This window comes from Streptomyces roseicoloratus, from assembly GCF_004117935.1.
Classification (GTDB): Bacteria; Actinomycetota; Actinomycetes; order Streptomycetales; family Streptomycetaceae; genus Streptomyces; species Streptomyces roseicoloratus.
The window spans coordinates 12,613-31,369 of the sequence record NZ_SDOY01000061.1; the positions used below are offsets into that span (position 1 = coordinate 12,613).

17 protein-coding genes are annotated in these 18,757 nt (G+C 74.1%); 11 read left to right on the top strand and 6 right to left on the bottom strand.

Annotation, left to right across the window (positions count from 1 at the left end):
- Positions 1-111 precede the first annotated feature (111 nt).
- Entirely contained in the window at positions 112-1,608 is a 1,497-nt protein-coding gene (locus ESG85_RS04910) for an aminotransferase class V-fold PLP-dependent enzyme (protein ID WP_425471156.1), read from the top strand.
- A gap of 111 nt (positions 1,609-1,719) precedes the next feature.
- Here the strand turns inward: ESG85_RS04910 and ESG85_RS04915 are convergent, their stop codons facing one another.
- Positions 1,720-2,001 (bottom strand): Lrp/AsnC family transcriptional regulator, encoded by a 282-nt coding sequence (locus ESG85_RS04915; protein ID WP_128976777.1) that lies wholly within the window; start codon positions 1,999-2,001, stop codon positions 1,720-1,722.
- Positions 1,998-2,741: a rhomboid family intramembrane serine protease gene (locus ESG85_RS04920; RefSeq protein ID WP_128976778.1), complete on the bottom strand. Its 744-nt coding sequence runs from the start codon at positions 2,739-2,741 to the stop codon at positions 1,998-2,000. The genes ESG85_RS04915 and ESG85_RS04920 overlap by 4 nt, the downstream gene beginning before the upstream one ends.
- A 151-nt stretch (positions 2,742-2,892) precedes the next feature.
- Between ESG85_RS04920 and ESG85_RS04925 the strand changes: the two genes are divergently transcribed.
- From ESG85_RS04925 to ESG85_RS04945, 5 genes are all read left to right on the top strand, one after another.
- A complete protein-coding gene (locus tag ESG85_RS04925; protein WP_128976779.1) occupies positions 2,893-3,135 on the top strand; it encodes a hypothetical protein in 243 nt (80 codons plus the stop codon).
- Positions 3,136-3,178: 43 nt separating this feature from the next.
- A complete protein-coding gene (locus ESG85_RS04930) occupies positions 3,179-4,543 on the top strand; it encodes an NYN domain-containing protein (RefSeq protein ID WP_128976780.1) in 1,365 nt (454 codons plus the stop codon).
- Positions 4,544-4,808: 265 nt separating this feature from the next.
- Positions 4,809-5,837: a C40 family peptidase gene (locus ESG85_RS04935; RefSeq protein WP_128976781.1), complete on the top strand. Its 1,029-nt coding sequence runs from the start codon at positions 4,809-4,811 to the stop codon at positions 5,835-5,837.
- Between the two features lie 195 nt (positions 5,838-6,032).
- Positions 6,033-7,046, top strand: a complete 1,014-nt coding sequence (locus ESG85_RS04940) for a C40 family peptidase (protein ID WP_128976782.1) — start codon at positions 6,033-6,035, stop codon at positions 7,044-7,046.
- A gap of 39 nt (positions 7,047-7,085) precedes the next feature.
- Complete coding sequence (locus ESG85_RS04945; protein WP_128976783.1) at positions 7,086-8,297, top strand: hypothetical protein; 1,212 nt, start codon at positions 7,086-7,088, stop codon at positions 8,295-8,297.
- 84 nt (positions 8,298-8,381) lie between these two features.
- Here ESG85_RS04945 and ESG85_RS04950 read toward each other — a convergent pair whose 3' ends face one another.
- Positions 8,382-8,933 carry a PadR family transcriptional regulator gene (locus tag ESG85_RS04950; protein ID WP_128976784.1) on the bottom strand — a complete coding sequence of 184 codons (552 nt, stop codon included), beginning with the start codon at positions 8,931-8,933 and terminating at the stop codon, positions 8,382-8,384.
- 121 nt (positions 8,934-9,054) lie between these two features.
- On the opposite strand from ESG85_RS04950, the gene ESG85_RS04955 reads away from it, so the two are divergent.
- Positions 9,055-10,485, top strand: a complete 1,431-nt coding sequence (locus ESG85_RS04955) for an MATE family efflux transporter (RefSeq protein WP_128976785.1) — start codon at positions 9,055-9,057, stop codon at positions 10,483-10,485.
- Here ESG85_RS04955 and ESG85_RS04960 read toward each other — a convergent pair.
- Positions 10,437-11,762 (bottom strand): glycosyltransferase 87 family protein, encoded by a 1,326-nt coding sequence (locus ESG85_RS04960; RefSeq protein ID WP_128976786.1) that lies wholly within the window; start codon positions 11,760-11,762, stop codon positions 10,437-10,439. The two genes, ESG85_RS04955 and ESG85_RS04960, sit on opposite strands and share 49 nt — an antisense overlap.
- 87 nt (positions 11,763-11,849) lie before the next feature.
- On the opposite strand from ESG85_RS04960, the gene ESG85_RS04965 reads away from it, so the two are divergent.
- Positions 11,850-12,992 carry a glycosyltransferase family 4 protein gene (locus ESG85_RS04965; RefSeq protein WP_128976787.1) on the top strand — a complete coding sequence of 381 codons (1,143 nt, stop codon included), beginning with the start codon at positions 11,850-11,852 and terminating at the stop codon, positions 12,990-12,992.
- Between the two features lie 78 nt (positions 12,993-13,070).
- On the opposite strand, the gene ESG85_RS04970 is transcribed toward ESG85_RS04965, so the two are convergent.
- Both ESG85_RS04970 and ESG85_RS04975 read right to left on the bottom strand, forming a co-directional pair.
- Positions 13,071-13,595: a hypothetical protein gene (locus ESG85_RS04970; RefSeq protein ID WP_128976788.1), complete on the bottom strand. Its 525-nt coding sequence runs from the start codon at positions 13,593-13,595 to the stop codon at positions 13,071-13,073.
- A 107-nt stretch (positions 13,596-13,702) separates the two neighbouring features.
- Complete coding sequence (locus ESG85_RS04975) at positions 13,703-15,499, bottom strand: AMP-dependent synthetase/ligase (protein ID WP_128976789.1); 1,797 nt, start codon at positions 15,497-15,499, stop codon at positions 13,703-13,705.
- Between the two features lie 316 nt (positions 15,500-15,815).
- Between ESG85_RS04975 and ESG85_RS04980 the strand changes: the two genes are divergently transcribed.
- From ESG85_RS04980 to ESG85_RS04990, 3 genes are all read left to right on the top strand, one after another.
- Complete coding sequence (locus ESG85_RS04980) at positions 15,816-16,571, top strand: metallophosphoesterase family protein (protein ID WP_128976826.1); 756 nt, start codon at positions 15,816-15,818, stop codon at positions 16,569-16,571.
- A gap of 70 nt (positions 16,572-16,641) precedes the next feature.
- Positions 16,642-17,085 (top strand): SRPBCC family protein, encoded by a 444-nt coding sequence (locus ESG85_RS04985; RefSeq protein WP_128976790.1) that lies wholly within the window; start codon positions 16,642-16,644, stop codon positions 17,083-17,085.
- 501 nt (positions 17,086-17,586) lie between these two features.
- Entirely contained in the window at positions 17,587-18,729 is a 1,143-nt protein-coding gene (locus ESG85_RS04990) for an ArsA family ATPase (RefSeq protein WP_128976791.1), read from the top strand.
- Positions 18,730-18,757: the final 28 nt, after the last annotated feature.

An 18,757-nucleotide genomic window follows, 5' to 3' on the forward strand; every position in this document is an offset into this window, starting at 1 on the left:
TCCGGCCCCTCTCTCCACCTCGACACCCCGTCCGCGGCACCCCTCCGCTCGCTGCCGTCCACGGGCCCTCGTACGCCTTTTCGCGCCCCTTTTATGCCGGGAGACACCGTCATGTCCGCACGCCCGAACGCCGTCGTCACCTCCTCCGCCGTCACCTTCGCCGCCGTCACCTCCGCCGTGTCCGCCGCCCCGGTCGACTCCGCCGCCACCCCGGTCCCCGCCGCCGCTCCGGCCGAGGCCGATCCCTGCTGCGACGCCCCGCTGCCGGTGCTCGGCCGGGACGTCACCGTCCCGCTCGTCACCGGCGGCGAGGTCACCTACGCGGCGCTCGACTACGCCGCCAGCGCCCCCGCGCTCCAGCGCGTCTGGGACGACGTGGCCGCCTACGCCCCGTACTACGGCAGCGTCCACCGCGGCGCCGGCTACCTCTCCCAGCTCTCCACCGACCTCTTCGAGAACAGCCGCGCCGCCGTCGCCGAGTTCCTCGACTGCCGCCCCGGCGACCAGGTCGTCTTCACCCGCTCCACCACCGACTCCCTCAACCTGCTCGCCCAGGCGGTCCCCGCCGACTGCCAGGTCTTCGTCTTCGAGACCGAGCACCATGCCTCGCTCCTCCCGTGGAGGGACGCCCGGGTCACCTGCCTCGACGCGCCGCGCACCCCGGCACAGGCCGTCGAGACCCTGGAACGCGCGCTCGCCGACCGCGACCCCTACGGACCCGCCCTGGTCTGCGTGACCGGCGCCTCGAACGTCACCGGCGAACTCTGGCCGGTGCGCGAACTCGCCGCCGCCGCGCACGCGCACGGCGCGCGGATCGTCCTGGACGCCGCCCAGCTGGCGCCCCATCACCCCGTTTCCGTACGGGACCTGGACGTCGACTGGGTCGCCTTCTCCGGGCACAAGCTGTACGCCCCGTTCGGCTCCGGCGTGCTCGCCGGGCGCGCCGACTGGCTCCAGGACTCCGAGCCCTACCTCGCGGGCGGCGGCGCCTCCCGCACGGTGGCCCGCCGGGCCGACGGTGGTGTGGACGTGGAGTGGCACACCACCGCGGCCCGGCACGAGGCGGGTTCGCCGAACGTCATCGGCGTCTACGCCATCGCCTCCGCCTGCAAGGCGCTCACCGAGGCCGGCTTCGACTCCCTCGTCGCCCGCGAGCGGCACCTGATCGCCAGGGTCCGCGAGGGCCTGGCCGAGGTGCCCGAGGTCCGCGTCCTCTCCCTCTTCGGCGACGACGCCCCCCGCGTCGGCGTCATCTCCTTCGTCGTGGAGGGCTGGAACAGCTCGCACTTCGCCGCCGCCCTCTCCGCCGAGTACGGCATCGGCGTCCGCGACGGCCTGTTCTGCGCCCACCCGCTGGTGCGCACCCTGCTCGGCAGCGACCCGCAGGACCCGGGCGAGTGCGGCGCCCCCGAGGCGGCCCCCGGCGAACTCGACCGGACCTCGTCCGGGGGGACCCCCGTCCTCAACGCCATCCGGGTGAGCTTCGGCGCGGGCACGCCCGACGAGCACGTGGAGCGCTTCGTCGGCGCGGTGAAGGAGCTCGTGCGGGACGGCGCCCGGTGGAAGTACCGCACCGAGGACGGCCGCTGCGTCCCGGACCGCGGCTGACCCTCACCCGTTCGAGTGATACGCGAGAAGCCGGCCTCCCGCGGGGGAGAGGCCGGCTTCGCCGTCGTGTCGTGTCCTGTCCGGGGTCCCGGGCGGTCCGCCGTACGGCTCCTACGACTCCAGGCCGATGGCGAAGGCCGCGTCCAGTTCGTGCTGCGAGTAGGCGCGGAAGGCGACGTGGGTGTCGGTGGCCTCGACGCCGGGGATCTTGGAGATCTGGCCGGGGATGATGTCGGCCAGGTCGTCGTGGCGCCCGACCCGGACCATGGCGATCAGGTCGTAGGTGCCGGTGACGGAGAAGACCTCGCTCACCGAGTCGATCGCGGCGATCGCCTCGGCGATCTCGGGGATGCGGTCCACGCTGGTCTTGATGAGCACGATCGCGGTGATCACGGCTGGCTTTCTCCCTCGGTGGCCGCGGCTGGTGGCTTCACCTTATCGCCACGCCCGTAGCGGGCCCACGCGTAGAGGAAGCCCAGCGCGAAGCCGATCACGTGCGCCAGGTAGGCCACTCCGGGCCCGGACCCGGCGGAGCGGGCCGCCAGCCACTGCAGCGCGAACCAGAAGACCAGCACGATCCAGGCGGGGAAGCGCAGCGGCAGGAAGAAGAGGAAGGGGAAGAGGCTGGTCACCCGGGAGCGCGGGAAGAGATAGAGGAAGGCGCCGAGCACGCCCGAGATCGCGCCCGAGGCCCCGACCAGCGTCTGCTCCCCGTCCGCCTGGCCGCCGTGCGCCGCCGCGTAGCCGGCCAGCGCCAGATACCCCACGCCCAGGTAGAACAGGCCGAATCCGGCCGGGCCCATCCGCTCCTCGGCCATGGCGCCGAAGACGTACAGGAACAGCATGTTCCCGAGCAGGTGCAGCCAGCTGCCGTGGACGAAGAGCGCGGTCAGCGGGGTGAGCAGGGCGCGCGGCTCGCCCCGGGTGAGCTCGGCGGGGATGACGCCCCAGCGCTGGAAGTACCCGCTCTGCGCCGCCAGCAGCTCCTCGCCGGTGCCGTGTCCGGGATGCAGTCCGGACACCGGGCTCACGGCGAAGAGCAGCACGCAGCAGGCGATGAGTCCGTAGGTCACGGTGGGCCCGCCGCGGGCGCCGCGCCAGGCGCCGAGGGCCGCGCTCCGCCAGTCGATCATGGACAGATCATGGCGTACCGGGGCCCACCTGGACAGAGTGCCTCGCCGTGACACGGGGTACCCGCGAGGCCGTAGGGTGACAGGCAGTACTCCCGCAGTTCGACGGCGCACCGCGGGCCCGTAAATCCTCGTACGGAAAGAGGACGGCACGATGACGACGGTTCCCCTGCCGACCGCCGAAACCCGCTGGCGCTGCACCCTCTGCGGCAATCTGACCCGCTTCGACGTGACCCGCTCGTCCAAGGTCGTCGAGTACGTCCATCTGGACCTCGCCGGGGAACCCAAGGTCGAGGAGCGCGAGGTGGTCAGTGAGACCATCGAGTCGGTCCGCTGCCGCTGGTGCAACGCGGTGGACCAGATCGAATTGGTGGACAGGCCGGGCGCCGCTTCCTGAGGAGCGGCCCGGCGAGGGCGAGACAGGGAGTGGGTGACGGATCGTGGAGCAGCCCGCGCACGGTGCCGGGCCGGAAGGCTCGGCAGACGGCGCTGCCGAGGCGCTCGACCGACCGCTGCCCGAGGCCGTACGCCGCAAGGTCGTCGCGCTCGTCGCCGACGCCTTCGGCGGTCTGACCGTCACCGAGCTGCCCGCCGCCCTGCGTCAGTACGCCCGCTTCACCGCCTCCCGCCGGGCCAAGTTCGCCGGGAACGCGATGGCCGCCGCCCTCGAGGGCGATCCGCTGTTCCGGCAGCGGATCGGGGAGCGGTTCAAGGAGTCGCAGCCCGAGCTGGCCGGCGCCGTCGAGTCCGGCGCCCCGCCCGCCGCCGCCGACCCGGTCGACGTGGCCGCGGCGGCGTACGTGCTGCGCCCGCCCGGCTGGGGCAAGCTCGTGGCCGCGGCGGGCGAGGAGGCCGAGCGCGCCGACGCCGAGCGCGCCGACGAGGCCGGCCGGCGCGAACTGGAGCGGCTGCGCGAGGAGGTCGCGGCGGCGAAGGAGCGCGCCAAGGCCGAGACCGAGCAGCTGCGACGCGACCTGGAGGCCGCCCGCAAGGAAGCCGAATCGCTTCACCGCAAGCTGCGCAGCGCCCAGAGCGACGTCAAGCGCGGCGAGGCCGCGCTGCGCCGCGTCCAGGCCGAGATCGACGCGGCGCGCACCGAGGCCGCCGCGCAGGTGTCCGCCGCCGAGAGCGAGAGCCGGCGCCTCAAGGCCCGGCTCGGTGAGGTCGAGGCGGCCCTGGAGGCCAGCCGGCGGGCCGCCCGCGAGGGCCGTTCGGTCGAGGACATGCGGCTGCGCCTGCTCCTGGACACGGTGCTCGACGCCGCCCAGGGGCTGCGCCGTGAACTCGCCCTGCCGCCGGTGTCGACGCACCCGGCGGACACGGTGGACGCCGTGGAGCCAGGCCGGATGTCGCCGAAGGACATCGCGGCGCGCGCCCTGTCCGAGACGGACCCCGCACTGCTCGACCAGCTGCTCGAACTGCCCCAGACGCACCTGGTGGTGGACGGCTACAACGTGACGAAGACCGGCTATCCGACGATGCCGCTGGAGAAGCAGCGGCTGCGGCTGCTCGGCGGGCTGTCCGCCCTGGCGGCCCGCTCGGGCGCGGAGGTCACCTGTGTCTTCGACGGGGCCGAGCTGGCGGCCCCCGTGCTGCTCGCCCCGCCGCGCGGCGTGCGGGTGCTGTTCTCCAAGCCCGGCGTCACCGCGGACGAGTTGATCCGTCAGCTGGTGCGCGCGGAGCCGCCCGGCCGTCCCGTGGTGGTGGTCTCCACCGACCGGGAGGTGGCCGACGGGGTCGCCAAGTCCGGTGCCCGGCCGGTCGCGTCCGCATTGTTGCTGAAGCGCCTTTCGCGCCTCTCGTGACGTCTCGTCATGTACGACGGCTTTGCCGGGTAATGCCCGGTTTCTGATCCGCAGAGGGTCAAGTGACCGCTACTGCCTGTGGGATGCGCGTAAATAATGTGTTGAGCGGGCCAGATTTTGCCTGTGGGGATTTGAACTGATCACAAGATGGTCACTAGGGTCGGGCCTCGAACCTGCGCGCGGTTGATCATCCATCGGGGATGACGGCGCGGGTCCCGCCTGCCGCTGCCCGGTTGGCGGCTGGAGGAAGAAGGAGATCGCCTTCGTGGCGTCCCACCGTCGTCCCAAGCAGCCGAGCCGCGCCCGTGTGACCGTGCTCACCGCGACCGCCGCCGCGGCCGTCGCGCTCTCCGCCCAGTCCGGTGCCCAGGCGGCCCCCAAGCCGAAGATCGACGAGGTCAAGTCGAAGGTCGACAAGCTGCACCACGAGGCCGAGGAGGCCACGGAGCAGTACAACCTCGCCGAGGAGCGCCGCGGCAAGCTGCAGAAGGAGATCAGCGCCCTCCAGGACAAGGTGGCCCGCGGCCAGCAGGAGCTCAACACCCTGCGCGGCCAGATCGGTTCGGTCGCCACCGCCCAGTACCGCTCCGGCGGCATCGACCCGGCGCTGCAGCTCTTCCTCTCCTCCGACCCGGACACCTACCTCGACAAGGCGTCCGCGATCGACCAGCTCGGCGCCAAGCAGGCCGACGTGCTGCAGTCCATCCAGACCAAGCAGCGCACCCTCGCCCAGCAGCGTGCCGAGGCGACGACGAAGCTCGCCGACCTCGAGGACGTCCGCAAGACCCTCGGCGAGAAGAAGAAGAAGTACCAGGGCAAGCTCGCCGAGGCGCAGAAGCTGCTCAACACCCTGACCGCCGCCGAGCGCGCCAAGATGCAGCAGGACGAGCAGCGCGCCAGCCGCGCCGCCGGCGACCGCGTCGACCTCGGCAACGAGGTGCCCGCCTCGCAGCGCGGCGCCGCCGCCCTCAGCGCGGCCGCCACCCAGCTCGGCAAGCCCTACGTCTCCGGCGCCGAGGGCCCCAACTCGTACGACTGCTCCGGTCTGACCCAGTGGGCCTACCGCCAGGCCAACGTCAGCCTGAGCCGCACCACCTACACCCAGCAGAACGACGGCGTGAAGATCGGCCGCAGCCAGCTCAAGCCGGGCGACCTGGTCTTCTTCAACAACCTGTCGCACGTGGGCCTCTACGCGGGCAACAACACCATCCTGCACGCCCCGAAGCCGGGCGCCGTGGTCCGCTACGAGTCGATGGACTACATGGGCACCTTCCAGTTCGGCGTCCGCGTCTGACGCGACGCCGACCCGCGCGACCCGCCCTCCGAACGGGTGGTTCGCCGGATCCCGGACTGACGTGACGCCCCGCCGGTGACCTCGCGGTCTCCGGCGGGGCGTCACTTTGTGTGCCCGGCAGCCTCGTTGGACACGGGTTGATCACCCGCTACTGTCTGCCGCGCCAAGTCCGTCGAACGGAACGGAGCGCGATTCGTGGCGTCCCACCGCCGACCCGCCAGGGTCACCGTCCTCACCGCAGCCGCGGCCACCGCGGCCACGGCACTCGGCGCCGTCCCCGCGCACGCCGACCCGGGCGGCGCCACCCCCGAGAGCACCCGCGCCACCGTCGACCGGCTCTTCGAGGAGGCCGAGCGCGCCACCGAGGGCTTCAACCGCGCCGACGAGAAGGCCGACCGGCTGCGCAAGACGGTCTCCCAGGCCCAGGACGGCCTCGCCCGCGCCCAGGAACGGATCAACCGCATGCGCGGCGCGCTCGGTTCCGTCGCCGGCGCCCAGTACCGCTCCGGCGGCGTCGACCCGGCCCTCGCCCTGCTGCTCTCCTCCGACCCGGACAGCTACCTCGAACGGGCCTCCGTCCTCGACCGGGTCACCGCCCGTCAGGGCGCGGCCCTCGACGAACTGAAGCACGAGCTGCGCAGACTGGCGCAGCAGCGGGCCGAGGCCGGCCGGAGCCTCGCCGAACTGGAGCGCAGCCGCAGCGAGGTGGCCCGGCACAAGCGCACCGTCGAGCGCAAGCTCGCCGAGGCCCGGCGGGTGCTCGCCTCCCTCTCCGCCGACGAACGCGCCGGCTTCGAGCGGGCCTCCCGCTCCGGCCGCGCCGCCTTCGACGAGGAACTCCCGCCGCTCGCCGACCTCGGCCCCTCCCGCGCCGCCGCCGCGGTGATCGCCGCGCGCAGCGCCATCGGCAAGCCGTACGTGTGGGGCGCGACCGGGCCCTCCGCCTTCGACTGCTCGGGCCTGATGGTCTGGTCCTACCGCCAGGCGGGCATCGCCCTGCCCCGCACCTCCCAGGCCCAGCGCAACGCCGGACGCCGCGTCCCGCTCTCCCAGGCGCAGCCCGGCGACCTCGTCACCTACCGCGGCGACGCCAGCCACGTGGCGATCTACGCGGGCAACGGCCAGGTCATCCACGCGCCCTACCCCGGCGCCCGGGTCCGCTACGACCCGGTGAACATGATGTCCCACGTGACGGTCACCCGGGTCTGAGCGGACCACCGCCGTCCGCGTCCCCCGTACGATCGGAGCGTGGCAGGTCAGGGCATCGGAGCGGCGCGCGGCGCGGGCGTGTGCCTGCTCGCCGGGCTGCTCGCCCTCACCGGCTGCGCCACCGGGGAGCCGGACGGCCCGGCGCGCGCCGAGGTGCAGGGCCTGCTCGACCGGCACGCCGCCGCCCTCCTCGCCCGCGACGAGACCGGCTATCTCGCCGGCCTCGACCCGGCCCTCGCGCCCGCCGCGCGCACCGAGTTCGAGCGGCTCGCCGGGATCCCGCTCGACGTCGGATACCGGGTCACGGACGTCGACCCGGCCGGCGCCGGACGGGCCACCGTCCGAGCCGAACTCGGCTACCGCATCAGGGGCTACGACTCCGGCCCCGCCACCAGCGAGCGGATCCTCGACCTCGCCGAGCGGGACGGCCGCTGGTACGTCACCGGCGACCGCGCGGCCGACGGCGCCCCGCAGCAGCTGTGGCAGCAGGGCGACGTCACGACGGTGACCGGCCGGCGCAGCCTCGTCCTCGGCGTGGGTCAGAGCCGGGAGCGGCTGCGGGAGATCGCGGACGCGGCGGACGGGGCGGTGCCCGCCGTCGGCGACGCCTGGCCCTCGCCGTGGGCGGGCCGGGTCGTGGTCCTGGTCCCGGCCTCGGTGGACGCGATGGGCGCACTGCTCGGCGCGCCCGCCGCCTCGTACCGGGGGATCGCGGCGGTCACCACCGGCCGGGTGGGCGGCGGGCCGACCGCGCCCGCGGACCGGGTGATCGTCAACCCGGAGGCGTACGGTGTCCTCGGCGACTTCGGGCGGCGCTTCGTCCTGACCCACGAGACCACCCATGTCGCCACCCGTGCGCAGACCACCGCCGCCACCCCCCTCTGGCTCTCCGAGGGCTTCGCCGACTGGGTCGCCTACCGCGGCACCGGCCGGACGCCCGCCCAGGCCGCACCCGAACTCGCCCGCGCGGTGCGGGCCGGCCGGACGCCCGCCGTGCTCCCGGACGACGAGGAGTTCGCCTTCGGCGGCGAGGCCGAGGCCGTGGCCCGGGCGTACGAGAGCGGCTGGCTGGCCTGTCTGCTGATCGCCGAACGCCGGGGCGAGGAGCGCCTCACCGCCTTCTACCGCACCGTCGGCGCGCACCCGCAGCGCGAGGGCGCGCTGGAGAAGGCGCTGGCGGAGGTCCTGCACACGACGCCGGAGGAGTTCACGGCGGACTGGCGCGCGTACCTGCGGGAGCGGCTGGGCTAGAGCCTGCCTCTTGAATGAGGCGGCTGTTTGGGTGGGTGTCCGGCAACCCCCTGCGACGTCGTGGCGGAATGGCCGGACGCCCCCCTACTGGACGCGGTGGCTTTCCGTCGCCTTGGCGTCCAGTTCGGCCAGGGCCTCGGTCAGCCAGGCCTTCTCCTCCGTGCCGGTGGCCCGGGCGATGCGGAGCATGCCGCGGCGGAAGAGGTCCGGCTCCCGTTCCGCGCGGACCGGCGCGCCCTCCTCGTAGAAGAAGCTGGCGGGGGCGGAGAGGAAGGCCTGGCGGCGGCGCAGGACGGCGGCCTGGTCGGCCGGGTCGGGGAGCCGGCCGAGGAAGGCGAGCAGGGTGAACCAGCGCTGCCCGTCGGTGATCTCGACCTCCTTGGGCGAGCGCAGCCGGTCGTACAGCGCCGTGCGGCCCCCGGGCGTCAGCGAGAGCACCCGCCGCGGGGCCGCGCCCGCGCCCGGCTCCGTGCGGCTGTCGACGAGGCCGTTCTTCACCAGGCGGGTGATCGCGGGGTAGAGCGCGCCGTCACTGACCGGGCGGACGTGGCCGCTCAGGCCCTGGATGCGTTCCTTCAGCTCGTAGCCGTGCAGCGGCCCGCCGTCGAGGAAGCCCAGGATCGTCAGCTCCAGCACCGCGGACTCCTTCGCGCTTGTCGTGTACGCAGCGTCATGCTATCTCTTTTCGAGCTGCCTCGATTCGAGGTACATCGAAAAGAGGGCCCGGAGGCGGCCCGGAAAGTGGGGGGACTTGTCCATGGGAGCTTCCGCGAAGGAGCACCGCCGCACGCTCGCCCGGCTCGCCGGGCCCGTCTACCTGGAGCTCCTCGCCGGAGTCGCCGCCGGCATCATCAACATGGTCTGGGTCGCCCGCCTCGGCGGGGACGCCGTCGCCGCCGTCGCCGTCGCCACCAACGTCGAGAACCTGCTCCTCGGCGTCGTGCTCATGGCCGCCTCCGGCACCACCGTGCTCGTCGCCCGGGCCAGAGGCGCCGACGACCCGGCGGCCCTGCGCTCCGCCGTGCGCGGCGGAGCCGTCCTCGGCGCCCTGCTCGTCCCGCCCGTCGCGATCGGCGGCCTTCTGCTGCGGGACCCGCTCGCCGCCCTCCTGCTCGGCGGAACCGGCCACCCCGCACACGCCCTGGCGACCGCCTACTTCGCGATCTCCCTGCCCGGCACGGCCGTCTTCTTCGCGACCACCGTCCTCGACGGCATCCTCAAGGGCACCGGCGACACCCGCACGCCCATGCGGCTCGCCTTCCTCGCCAACGGGCTGATCCTGGTCCTCGACCCGCTGCTGATCCACGCGTACGGGGTCGAGGGGGCCGCCGTCTCCACCGTCGTCGGCCGCACCGCGGCGTTCGCCGTGGGACTCCTGGTCCTGCGCCGGAACGCCGTGCTGCGGGCCGCCCGCGCCGCGCGTCCCGCCGAGGGACTGCCCGCAGCCGTGCGCCGTACCGCCGCCCTCGGCCTGCCGATGTCCGTCGACTTCGCCGTCCGCATGGCCGGGGCGCTCGCCCTGGTCTCCGTCGTCGCCCGGATCGGCGTCACCGAGATCGCCGCCTACGGCATCGCGACCAAGGCCATGTACGTCACCACGATGGCCTTCTACGCCGTCAAGCAGGCCGCCGCCATCCACACCGCGCACCGGCTGGGCGCCCTGGGCGTCCCGGGAGCGTCCCCGGAAGGGGCGGAGTCCGGACCCGGGTGGCGAGCGCGGGAGGTGCGCCGGGCCGTCGGCCGGCAGGCGGCCGTCCTCGGCGGGCTGCTCGGCGCCGGGGCCGCGGTGCTGCTGCTCGTGGCCGCCGGGCCGGTCATGCGCGGCTTCGGCGCGGAGCCGTCGGTCGTCGCCGCCGGCGCGCTGTTCCTGCGCTGCCTCGGCCCGTACCTGCTGCTCATGGCCGTCTTCATCGCCCTCGCCGGGGTCTTCGAGGGCGCGGGGGACTCCGCGCCGCTCGCCCGGATCACCGTCTTCGGCGTCCTGCTCCAGCTACCGCTCGCGTACGCGCTCTCCGGCCCGCTCGGCCTCGGCGGGGTCTGTCTCGCGATGGCGCTGGCGATGGCCGTCCAGTGCGCGGCCCTGGGGCTGCTGCACCGCCGCCGCGCGCCGGGCCGGGCCGCGGCGGACGGTACCCCGCCTCAGGAGGACGACGACACCGCGGCCGGCGTCCTCTCGCGGTCGGCCTGAGCCGGGAGGCGCACCGCGCCGTCCACCGCCTCCAGGCGCGGCTCCGTGACCGTCTGCCGCCACAGGATCCGGCACGCGGAGAACGTGGCGGCCACGAGGAGCCCGTTGCGGACCAGGAGCAGCCCGACGCCCAGCGGGTCGCTGTCCCCGACGTGCGAGAACCACACCGGGAACTCGAACTGCGTGACCGCCGTCGCCCACAGCACCAGATACGCGGGCCGGCGCATCCGGCTCGTCCGGTAGACGAGGCACACCGCGGCCAGGCCCACCAGCCAGATCATGTACTGCGGGCTGATCACCCGGCTCGTCGTGGTGAACAGCAGTACCGCCACGAACGCCACGTCCGCCGTGGTGCCCGACGTCCGGCCGCGGGCCCGCCACCACCACACCAGGAGCCAGCCGAACGCGGCCACCGACAGCAGCATCGCCGCCGTGGACACCGCCTTCACGCCGGGGCCGAGGAACTCGATCGAGCCGTAGTTCATCCGCGCCTCGCCCGGCCAGCCGAAGTGCCGGGCCACGTGGAAGACCATCGCGCCCAGCGACTCGATCTCCGTGCCGCGGTCGCGCTGGAAGCCCAGGAAGGACAGCGCGCCCGGCGCCGCCAGCACACAGGCCAGCAGCACGGCGGCCGCCGTGCCCGCCGCCGCGGCCGTCGAGCGGAACGCGGCCCGGCCGCGCGCCGCGCCCGCGAGCAGCAGCACCGGCCACACCTTCAGGACGGCCCCGAAACCGGCGAGCGCGCCCAGCACGACCGGGCTGCGCAGCGCCGCGAGCAGACCCGCCACGGCCACCGCCGTCACCATCAGGTCGTAGCGGCAGTACGCGGTCGGGCCGAGCAGCGGCACCCCGGCCAGCCACAGCCAGGCGCCCCGCATCGACCGGCCGGGGCGCCGGCCCGTGTACGCCAGGAGGCCGAAGACGAAGGCGTCGCAGAGCAGCGACAGCACGAAGAAGGCGGAGGAGTAGCCGAGGAACGGCAGCAGGGCGGGGGAGAGGATCGCCAGCGCGGCGGCCGGCGGGTACTGCCAGGTGACGTCGTCCAGCGGGTACGTGCCGGTCCGCAGGACCTCGTACCAGCCCTGGTAGATCTGCTCGACGTCGCTGGTCACGTCCGGACCGGGGATCACCACGATCTTGAAGACGCAGAGCAGTATGAGCACCCGGGAGAAGGCCCACAGGCCCAGCATCCGGGCCCGTCGCCCCTCGCGGGCGTCGACCGCCTCACGGACGCGGTCCAGACCGTCGCGTACCGCCGCGCCCACTGCGCCCGTCATACCTGTCCTGCTTCCTGTCCTGTCGGTCCGCCGGGGCGGAGGGTGGTGGTGCCGGGCTGGGGCGCGATCGCGGTACTGTCGGCCACGATGCACAAGACCCTGATCGTAACGAACGACTTTCCGCCGCGTCCGGGCGGAATCCAGGCCTTCCTGCACAACATGGCGCTGCGTCTGGATCCCGAGCGGATCGTGGTCTACGCCTCCACGTGGAAGCGCAGCCGCGAGGGGATCGAGGCGACCGCCGCGTTCGACGCCGAACAGCCTTTCACGGTCGTCCGCGATCGCACCACCATGCTGCTGCCCACTCCCCGGGTCACCGCGCGCGCGACCGCGCTGCTGCGCGAGCACGGCTGCGAGTCGGTCTGGTTCGGCGCCGCCGCCCCGCTCGGCCTGATGGCCCCGGCGCTGCGGCGGGCGGGCGCGCGGCGCCTGGTCGGCACGACGCACGGACACGAGGCCGGATGGGCGCAGCTGCCCGCCTCGCGGCAGCTGCTGCGGCGGATCGGCGAGGGCACGGACACCCTCACGTACCTCGGCGAGTACACCCGCTCCCGGATCGCGGCCGCGCTCACCCCGGCCGCCGCCGCGCGCATGACGCAGCTGCCGCCGGGCGTCGACGAGAAGACCTTCCACCCCGACTCGGGCGGCGCCGAGGTGCGCGAGCGACTCGGGCTGAGCGACCGGCCCGTGGTGGTGTGCGTGTCGCGCCTGGTGCCGCGCAAGGGCCAGGACACGCTGATCCTCGCCATGCCGGAGATCCTGCGGCGGGTGCCCGACGCGGTGCTCCTGATCGTCGGCGGCGGACCGTACGAGCAGGAGCTGCGCAAGCTCGCCGTACGGACCGGTGTCGCCGCCTCCGTCCGGTTCACCGGCGCCGTCCCCTGGTCGGAGCTGCCGGCCCACTACGGGGCGGGCGACGTCTTCGCCATGCCGTGCCGCACCCGCCGCGGCGGCCTGGACGTCGAGGGCCTCGGCATCGTCTACCTGGAGGCCTCCGCGACCGGCCTTCCCGTCGTCGCCGGCGACTCCGGCGGCGCGCCGGACGCCGTCCTCGACGGCGAGACCGGCTGGGTCGTCCGCGGCGGCGTCCCGGAGGAGTCCGCCGACCGCGTCGCCACGCTCCTCCTCGACCCGGAGCTCCGCGCCCGCATGGGCGAGCGCGGCCGCCGGTGGGTCGAGGACCGGTGGCGCTGGGACCTCCTGGCGGACCGCCTGAGGGAACTGCTGTAGGAGATGTCCGGGGCCCGTTCCGGCGGGCCCCGGCCGCCGGAACGGGATTCCGGCGTGCGCCGGAACCGGGCCGACCGGCTACGCCGGCAGGTGGTCCGTCAGGACGCAGCCGTCGACGAGGAGCTTCTCCGTGCGGTAGCCGTCCGGGACCGTGAAGTCCCGCTCGCAGGTGAAGAGGAGGACGTCGGAGGCCATCAGGGCCTTCGCCACCGCCGGGTCCGGCGCCACGACCGCGAAGTCCTGGCCGAGCAGGAAGCGGGTGGCGTGGCCGTCGCCGGCGGCCTTCTTCGCGGCCTGCTGGAACTTCTCCATGTCCGCGACCGACAGCAGCGTGAGCGTGTCACGGGCGTCGTCGCCGCACACCCCGCGCTCCCTGACCGCCCAGGCCGGGTCCCGCGACTCCTGGCTCATGGTGCCGCCGGCCGTGCCCGTGCGCAGGTCGCTGCACATCGTCCGGGACCCGACGAGCTTCTCGATCGCCGCCATGTCGCCGGCCGCCGGCAGGCCGGCGTCCTCGCCCCACGTGTCGCTGCTGCACCCGGTGAGGGCGACGAGGGCGGTGAGGGCCGCGCCCAGGGCGGCGGCGGTTCGCTGGAGCCGCATGACGGCATTTCCTCTCGTGTGTACGGAATCGACCATTCCGGCCCTGACGCGCGCGAACGCCCCTGGCCGGCCCGGGTACGGGCCGGCCAGGGGCGTTCCGGGAGCCGTCAGGCCCGGTAGATCGCCTCGATCTCTTCGGCGAAGTCCTTCGCCACCACGTTGCGCTTCAGCTTCAGCGACGGGGTGATGTGCCCCGCCTCCTCCGTGAACTGCGCGGACAGGATACGGAACTTCCGCACCGACTCCGCCTTCGAGACCGCCGCGTTGCCGTCGTCCACCGCGCGCTGGACCTCGGCGAGCAGGTCCGCGTCCTCGCGCAGCGAGCCCGCCGTCGCGCCGGCCGGCTTGCCGTGCTCGGCCGCCCAGCGGCCCAGGAACTCCTCGTCGAGGGTGACCAGCGCGCCCACGAACGGCCGTCCGTCGCCGACCACCATGCACTCGGCGACCAGCGCGTGCGCCCGGATCCGGTCCTCGATGACCGCCGGGGCGACGTTCTTGCCGCCCGCCGTCACCAGGATCTCCTTCTTGCGGCCGGTGATCGCGAGGTAGCCGTCCTCGTCGAGCGTGCCGATGTCACCGGTGTGGAACCAGCCGTCCGCCAGCGCCTCCGCCGTCGCGGCGTCGTTGTTCCAGTAGCCGGAGAAGATGTGCTCGCCGTGCAGCAGCACCTCGCCGTCGTCGGCGATCCGCACCACCGAACCGGGCAGCGGCTGGCCGACCGTGCCGATCTTCTGCCGGTCCCACGGGTTGAACGCGGTCGCCGCGCACGACTCCGTCAGGCCGTAGCCCTCCAGGACCGTGAAGCCGATGCCGCGGAAGAAGTGGCCGAGGCGCTCGCCCAGCGGAGCGCCGCCCGAGATCGCGTACTCGCCGCGCCCGCCGAGCACCGCCCGCAGCTTGCTGAACACCAGCTTGTCGAAGACCTTGTGCTTCAGCTTCAGGCCGAAGGACGGGCCCTGCGGCGTGCCGATCGCCCGGCTGTAGGCGATCGCCGTGTGCGCGGCCTTGTCGAAGATCTTGCCCTTGCCGTCGGCCTGCGCCTTGGCCCGGGCCGAGTTGTAGACCTTCTCGAAGACCCGCGGCACACCGAGGATCAGCGTCGGCCGGAAGGACGCCAGCTCGTCGGTGAGGTTCTTGATGTCGGGCACGCAGCCCAGCTTGATCGGCGCCATCACGGAGGCGACCTCGACCAGCCGCCCGAAGACGTGCGCGGCCGGCAGGAACAGCAGCACCGAGCACTCGCCCGTACGGAACAGCGGCTTCAGCCGCTCGACCACGTTGCCGCACTCCGCGAAGAAGGCGCGGTGGGTCAGCACGCAGCCCTTGGGGCGGCCCGTGGTGCCGGAGGTGTAGACGATCGTCGCCGGGTCGTCCGCGTGCGCGATCGACATCCGGCGGTCGAGCTCCTCGTCGGAGACGTCCGCGCCCTCGGCGGTCAGCCGGGCGACCGCGTCCGCCTCGATCTGCCGCACGCCCTTCAGGGCCGGCAGGCCCGCGCGCACCGACTCCACCGAGGCCTCGTGCGCCGCGGTCTCGACGAGCGCGAGGGACGCGCCCGAGTCGCCGAGGATCCACTGGATCTGCTCAGGGGAGCTGGTCTCGTACACCGGCACGGTCACCGCGCCCGCGCTCCAGATCGCGAAGTCCAGGAGCACCCACTCGTAGCGGGTGCGGGACAGCAGCGCGACCCGGTCGCCCGGCTCGACGCCGGCGGCCACCAGCCCCTTCGCCGCGCCCCGCACCTCGGCGAGGAACTGCTTCGCGGTGACGTCGGTCCAGGCACCGGCCACCTTGCGGCCCATCACGGCGACATCTGGGTGCTGGGAGGCGTTGCGGCGGATGAGATCCGTCAGGTTGCCGTCCGCGGGGACCTCGTACAGGGCCGGAAGGCTGAACTCGCGCAAGACTGCTGCTCCTCATCGGGCGCCGGCGCCACGGCTCTGTGTGATGCACCGGTCGGGTCCATGATCGGGCAGGTGCTCTGGGTGGGGGTGAGCACGACTGTGGACTGCCCGGACGTTACCCATCAGTAGACGGTTCCGGATAGAGGGTTCAGGCCAATGTTCCGTGCGTCACACATCGATGGCGTTCCTCGGCGCACAGTAGTCCACCGCTTTCGGGACTCCCAAGTAACCGCAGGTCACACCCGCATCGGAAGGTGTCGGCAACTCCCCGCGGGGACTCGTCGGGCACCCCTAGGCTGACCTCATGAGGATCAACGTGGTGAGCGACGTGCACGGCAACACCGGAGCCCTCGCCAAGGCGGGAGAGGGCGCCGACGCCCTGATATGCCTCGGTGACCTGGTGCTCTTCCTCGACTACGCCGACCACAGCCGCGGCATCTTCCCCGACCTGTTCGGCGTCGAGAACGCCGACCTCATCGTCGAGCTGCGCACCGCCCGCCGCTTCGACGAGGCCCGCGACCTCGGCCGCCGGCTGTGGGCCGAACTCGGCATCGACCGCGCCGACGCCATCGAGTCGGCCGTCCGCGGCCAGTACGCGGAGATGTTCGCCGCCTTCCCCGCGCCCACGTACGCCACGTACGGCAACGTCGACATCCCCCACCTGTGGCCCGAGTACGCCCGCCCCGGCACCACCGTCCTCGACGGCGACCGCGTCGAGCTCGGCGGGCTGGTCTTCGGCTTCGTCGGCGGCGGCCTGCGCACCCCGATGCGCACGCCCTACGAGATCTCCGACGAGGAGTACGCGGCGAAGGTCGAGGCACTCGGCGAGGTCGACGTGCTCTGCTCCCACATCCCGCCGGACGTGCCCGAACTGACCTACGACACCGTCGCCCGCCGCTTCGAGCGCGGCAGCCGCGCGCTGCTCGACGCGATCCACCGGATCCGCCCGCGCTACGCGCTTTTCGGCCACGTCCACCAGCCGCTGGCCCGCCGCATGCGGGTCGGCGCGACCGAGTGCGTCAATGTCGGACACTTCGCGGCGACGGGCCGCCCCTGGAGCCTGGAGTGGTGACGGACGCGCGACGGGCCCGCGATAGCCTGCTCGCAGACTGACGAACGCGCCCATACGAGGAGCCCCCGCGATGGCGGAACACACCAGCTCGAGCATCACCATCGAGGCGGCCCCGGCCGAGGTCATGAACGTGATCGCCGACTTCGCCCGCTACCCCGAGTGGACGGGCGAGGTGAAGGAGGCCGAGGTCCTGGAGACGGACGCGGCCGGCCGCGCGGAGAAGGTCCGGCTCCTCCTGGACGCCGGCGCCATCCGGGACGACCACACCCTCGCCTACACCTGGACCGGCGACCACGAGGTCAGCTGGACCCTGGTCAAGTCCCAGATGCTCCGCGCCCTCGACGGCTCCTACCGGCTCGCGCCGACGGCGGACGGCAAGCACACCGAGGTGACGTACCAGCTGACGGTGGACGTCAAGATCCCGATGCTCGGCATGATCAAGCGCAAGGCGGAGAAGGTCATCATCGACCGTGCCCTGGCGGGCCTCAAGACCCGCGTCGAGTCGACGAAGTAACCGCGGCGGCCTCGGCCGACCACCCGCGCGGGCCCGGGCCGTGCCCCGGAGGGCCCGGCCGGAAGCCGCCGGCGGGCCGGCCTGCGGTGACCGCGCGCGGGCCCGGGCGGTGATCCGTGCGGGCCGGCCTACGGTGACAGCCGGAGGGCGGGTCAGTGATCGGTGCGGGCCGGACGCTGACCGCCGGAGGGCGGGGCGGTGATCCGTACGGGCCGGACGCCGACCGCCGGAGGGCGGGGCGGTGATCCGTACGGGCCGGACGCCGACCGCCGGAGGGCGGGGCGGCGGCCCGTGAGGGCCGGGGCGCCCGGCTTGCGGGTGGTCAGTCCCGCGCCGCAGCCCCGGGCCGTGCCGTAACCCCGAGCCGCGCCGTAACCCCAGCGGTCCGCGTCGCAGCCCCCAGCGCCCCGCGCGATGACCGTCGGCGGCCGCGGCGGTGACCCGCGACGGCGGGGCCGCCCGGCCCGCGGGTCGGCGGGCCCGCGCCGGTACCTTCGGCGCATGTGGATCACTCTTGTCACCGGAACCGCCGGCGCCGGCCGCACCTCCGTCGCCCTCGGCACCGCACTCGCCGAGGCCCGGGCCGGCCGCCGCGTCCTGCTGGTGTCGGCGGACGCCGACCCCGCGGCCGTCGCCGGTGAGGACCTGAGCCTGCTCGCTCCCGACCCCGCGGCGGACTTCCGCCGCGAGTTCCTCGCCCTCCAGGCCCGCTCCACCACCGCCCTCGACCTGCTCGGCGCCGCGCCCTTCGAGGACGCCGAGCTCACCGAGCTCCCCGGCAGCCGGGACTTCGCCCTGCTCAGGTCCCTCCGCGACGCCGCCGCCGGCGACTGGGACCTCGCCGTCGTCGAGCTGCCGCCGGTGACCGAGGCCCTCGCCCTGCTCGCGCTCCCCGCCCAGCTGCGGCGCTACCTCCGCCGCCTCCTGCCGCCCGAGCGCCAGGCCGCCCGCGCGCTGCGCCCCATGCTCGCCCAGCTCGCCGGCGTACCGCTGCCCGCGCAGTGGCTGTACGAGACGACCGCCCGCTGGGAGGCCGAGCTGGCCGCGGTCCAGGACGTCCTCGACGCGCCCGGCACCGCCGTACGGCTCGTCGTCGAGCCCGGCCCCGCCGCCGAGGAGGCGCTGCGCACCGCCCGGCTCGGCCTCGCCCTGCACGGCCTGGCCCTGGAAGGCGTCGTCGCCAACCGCGTGCTGCCCGCCGACTCGCCCGACCCCTGGTTCGCCGGCCTCGCCGCCGAACAGCACCGCCACCTCGCCGCGCTGCGCGAGACCCAGCCCGGCCTCCACGAGCTGCCGCACCTCGGCCGCGCGCTCCGCGGCCCCGAGGACCTCGCCCTGCTCGCCGTCACCGCCCCGGCCACCGGGGCCGCCCCGGCCGCCCCGCCCGAGTGGACCGTCGAGGACCGGCGCGACGAGGACGGCATCCTCGTCTGGCACGTCCCGCTGCCCGGCGCCGTCAAGGACGGCCTCTCGCTCGTCCGCCGCGGCGACGAACTCCTCCTCGGCGCCGGACCCTTCCGCCGCGCCGTCCCGCTGCCCGCGGTGCTCCGCCGCTGCACCGTCACCGGCGCCGGGCTCGTCGACGGCGACCTGCGGATCCGCTTCACGCCCGACCCCGGACTGTGGCCGAGGACCGCTCCCTGAGCCGGCGCGGGGCGTGTACCGTCGACCG

Excerpts from the sequence above, each read along its gene's own strand:
- ESG85_RS04910 (WP_425471156.1), top strand. The coding sequence starts at position 112 with ATGTCCGCACGCCCGAACGCCGTCGTCACCTCCTCCGCCGTCACCTTC.
- ESG85_RS04920 (WP_128976778.1), bottom strand. The coding sequence starts at position 2,741 with ATGATCGACTGGCGGAGCGCGGCCCTCGGCGCCTGGCGCGGCGCCCGC.
- ESG85_RS04925 (WP_128976779.1), top strand. The coding sequence starts at position 2,893 with ATGACGACGGTTCCCCTGCCGACCGCCGAAACCCGCTGGCGCTGCACC.
- ESG85_RS04955 (WP_128976785.1), top strand. The coding sequence starts at position 9,055 with ATGGGAGCTTCCGCGAAGGAGCACCGCCGCACGCTCGCCCGGCTCGCC.
- ESG85_RS04960 (WP_128976786.1), bottom strand. The coding sequence starts at position 11,762 with ATGACGGGCGCAGTGGGCGCGGCGGTACGCGACGGTCTGGACCGCGTC.
- ESG85_RS04965 (WP_128976787.1), top strand. The coding sequence starts at position 11,850 with ATGCACAAGACCCTGATCGTAACGAACGACTTTCCGCCGCGTCCGGGC.
- ESG85_RS04970 (WP_128976788.1), bottom strand. The coding sequence starts at position 13,595 with ATGCGGCTCCAGCGAACCGCCGCCGCCCTGGGCGCGGCCCTCACCGCC.
- ESG85_RS04985 (WP_128976790.1), top strand. The coding sequence starts at position 16,642 with ATGGCGGAACACACCAGCTCGAGCATCACCATCGAGGCGGCCCCGGCC.
- ESG85_RS04990 (WP_128976791.1), top strand. The coding sequence starts at position 17,587 with ATGTGGATCACTCTTGTCACCGGAACCGCCGGCGCCGGCCGCACCTCC.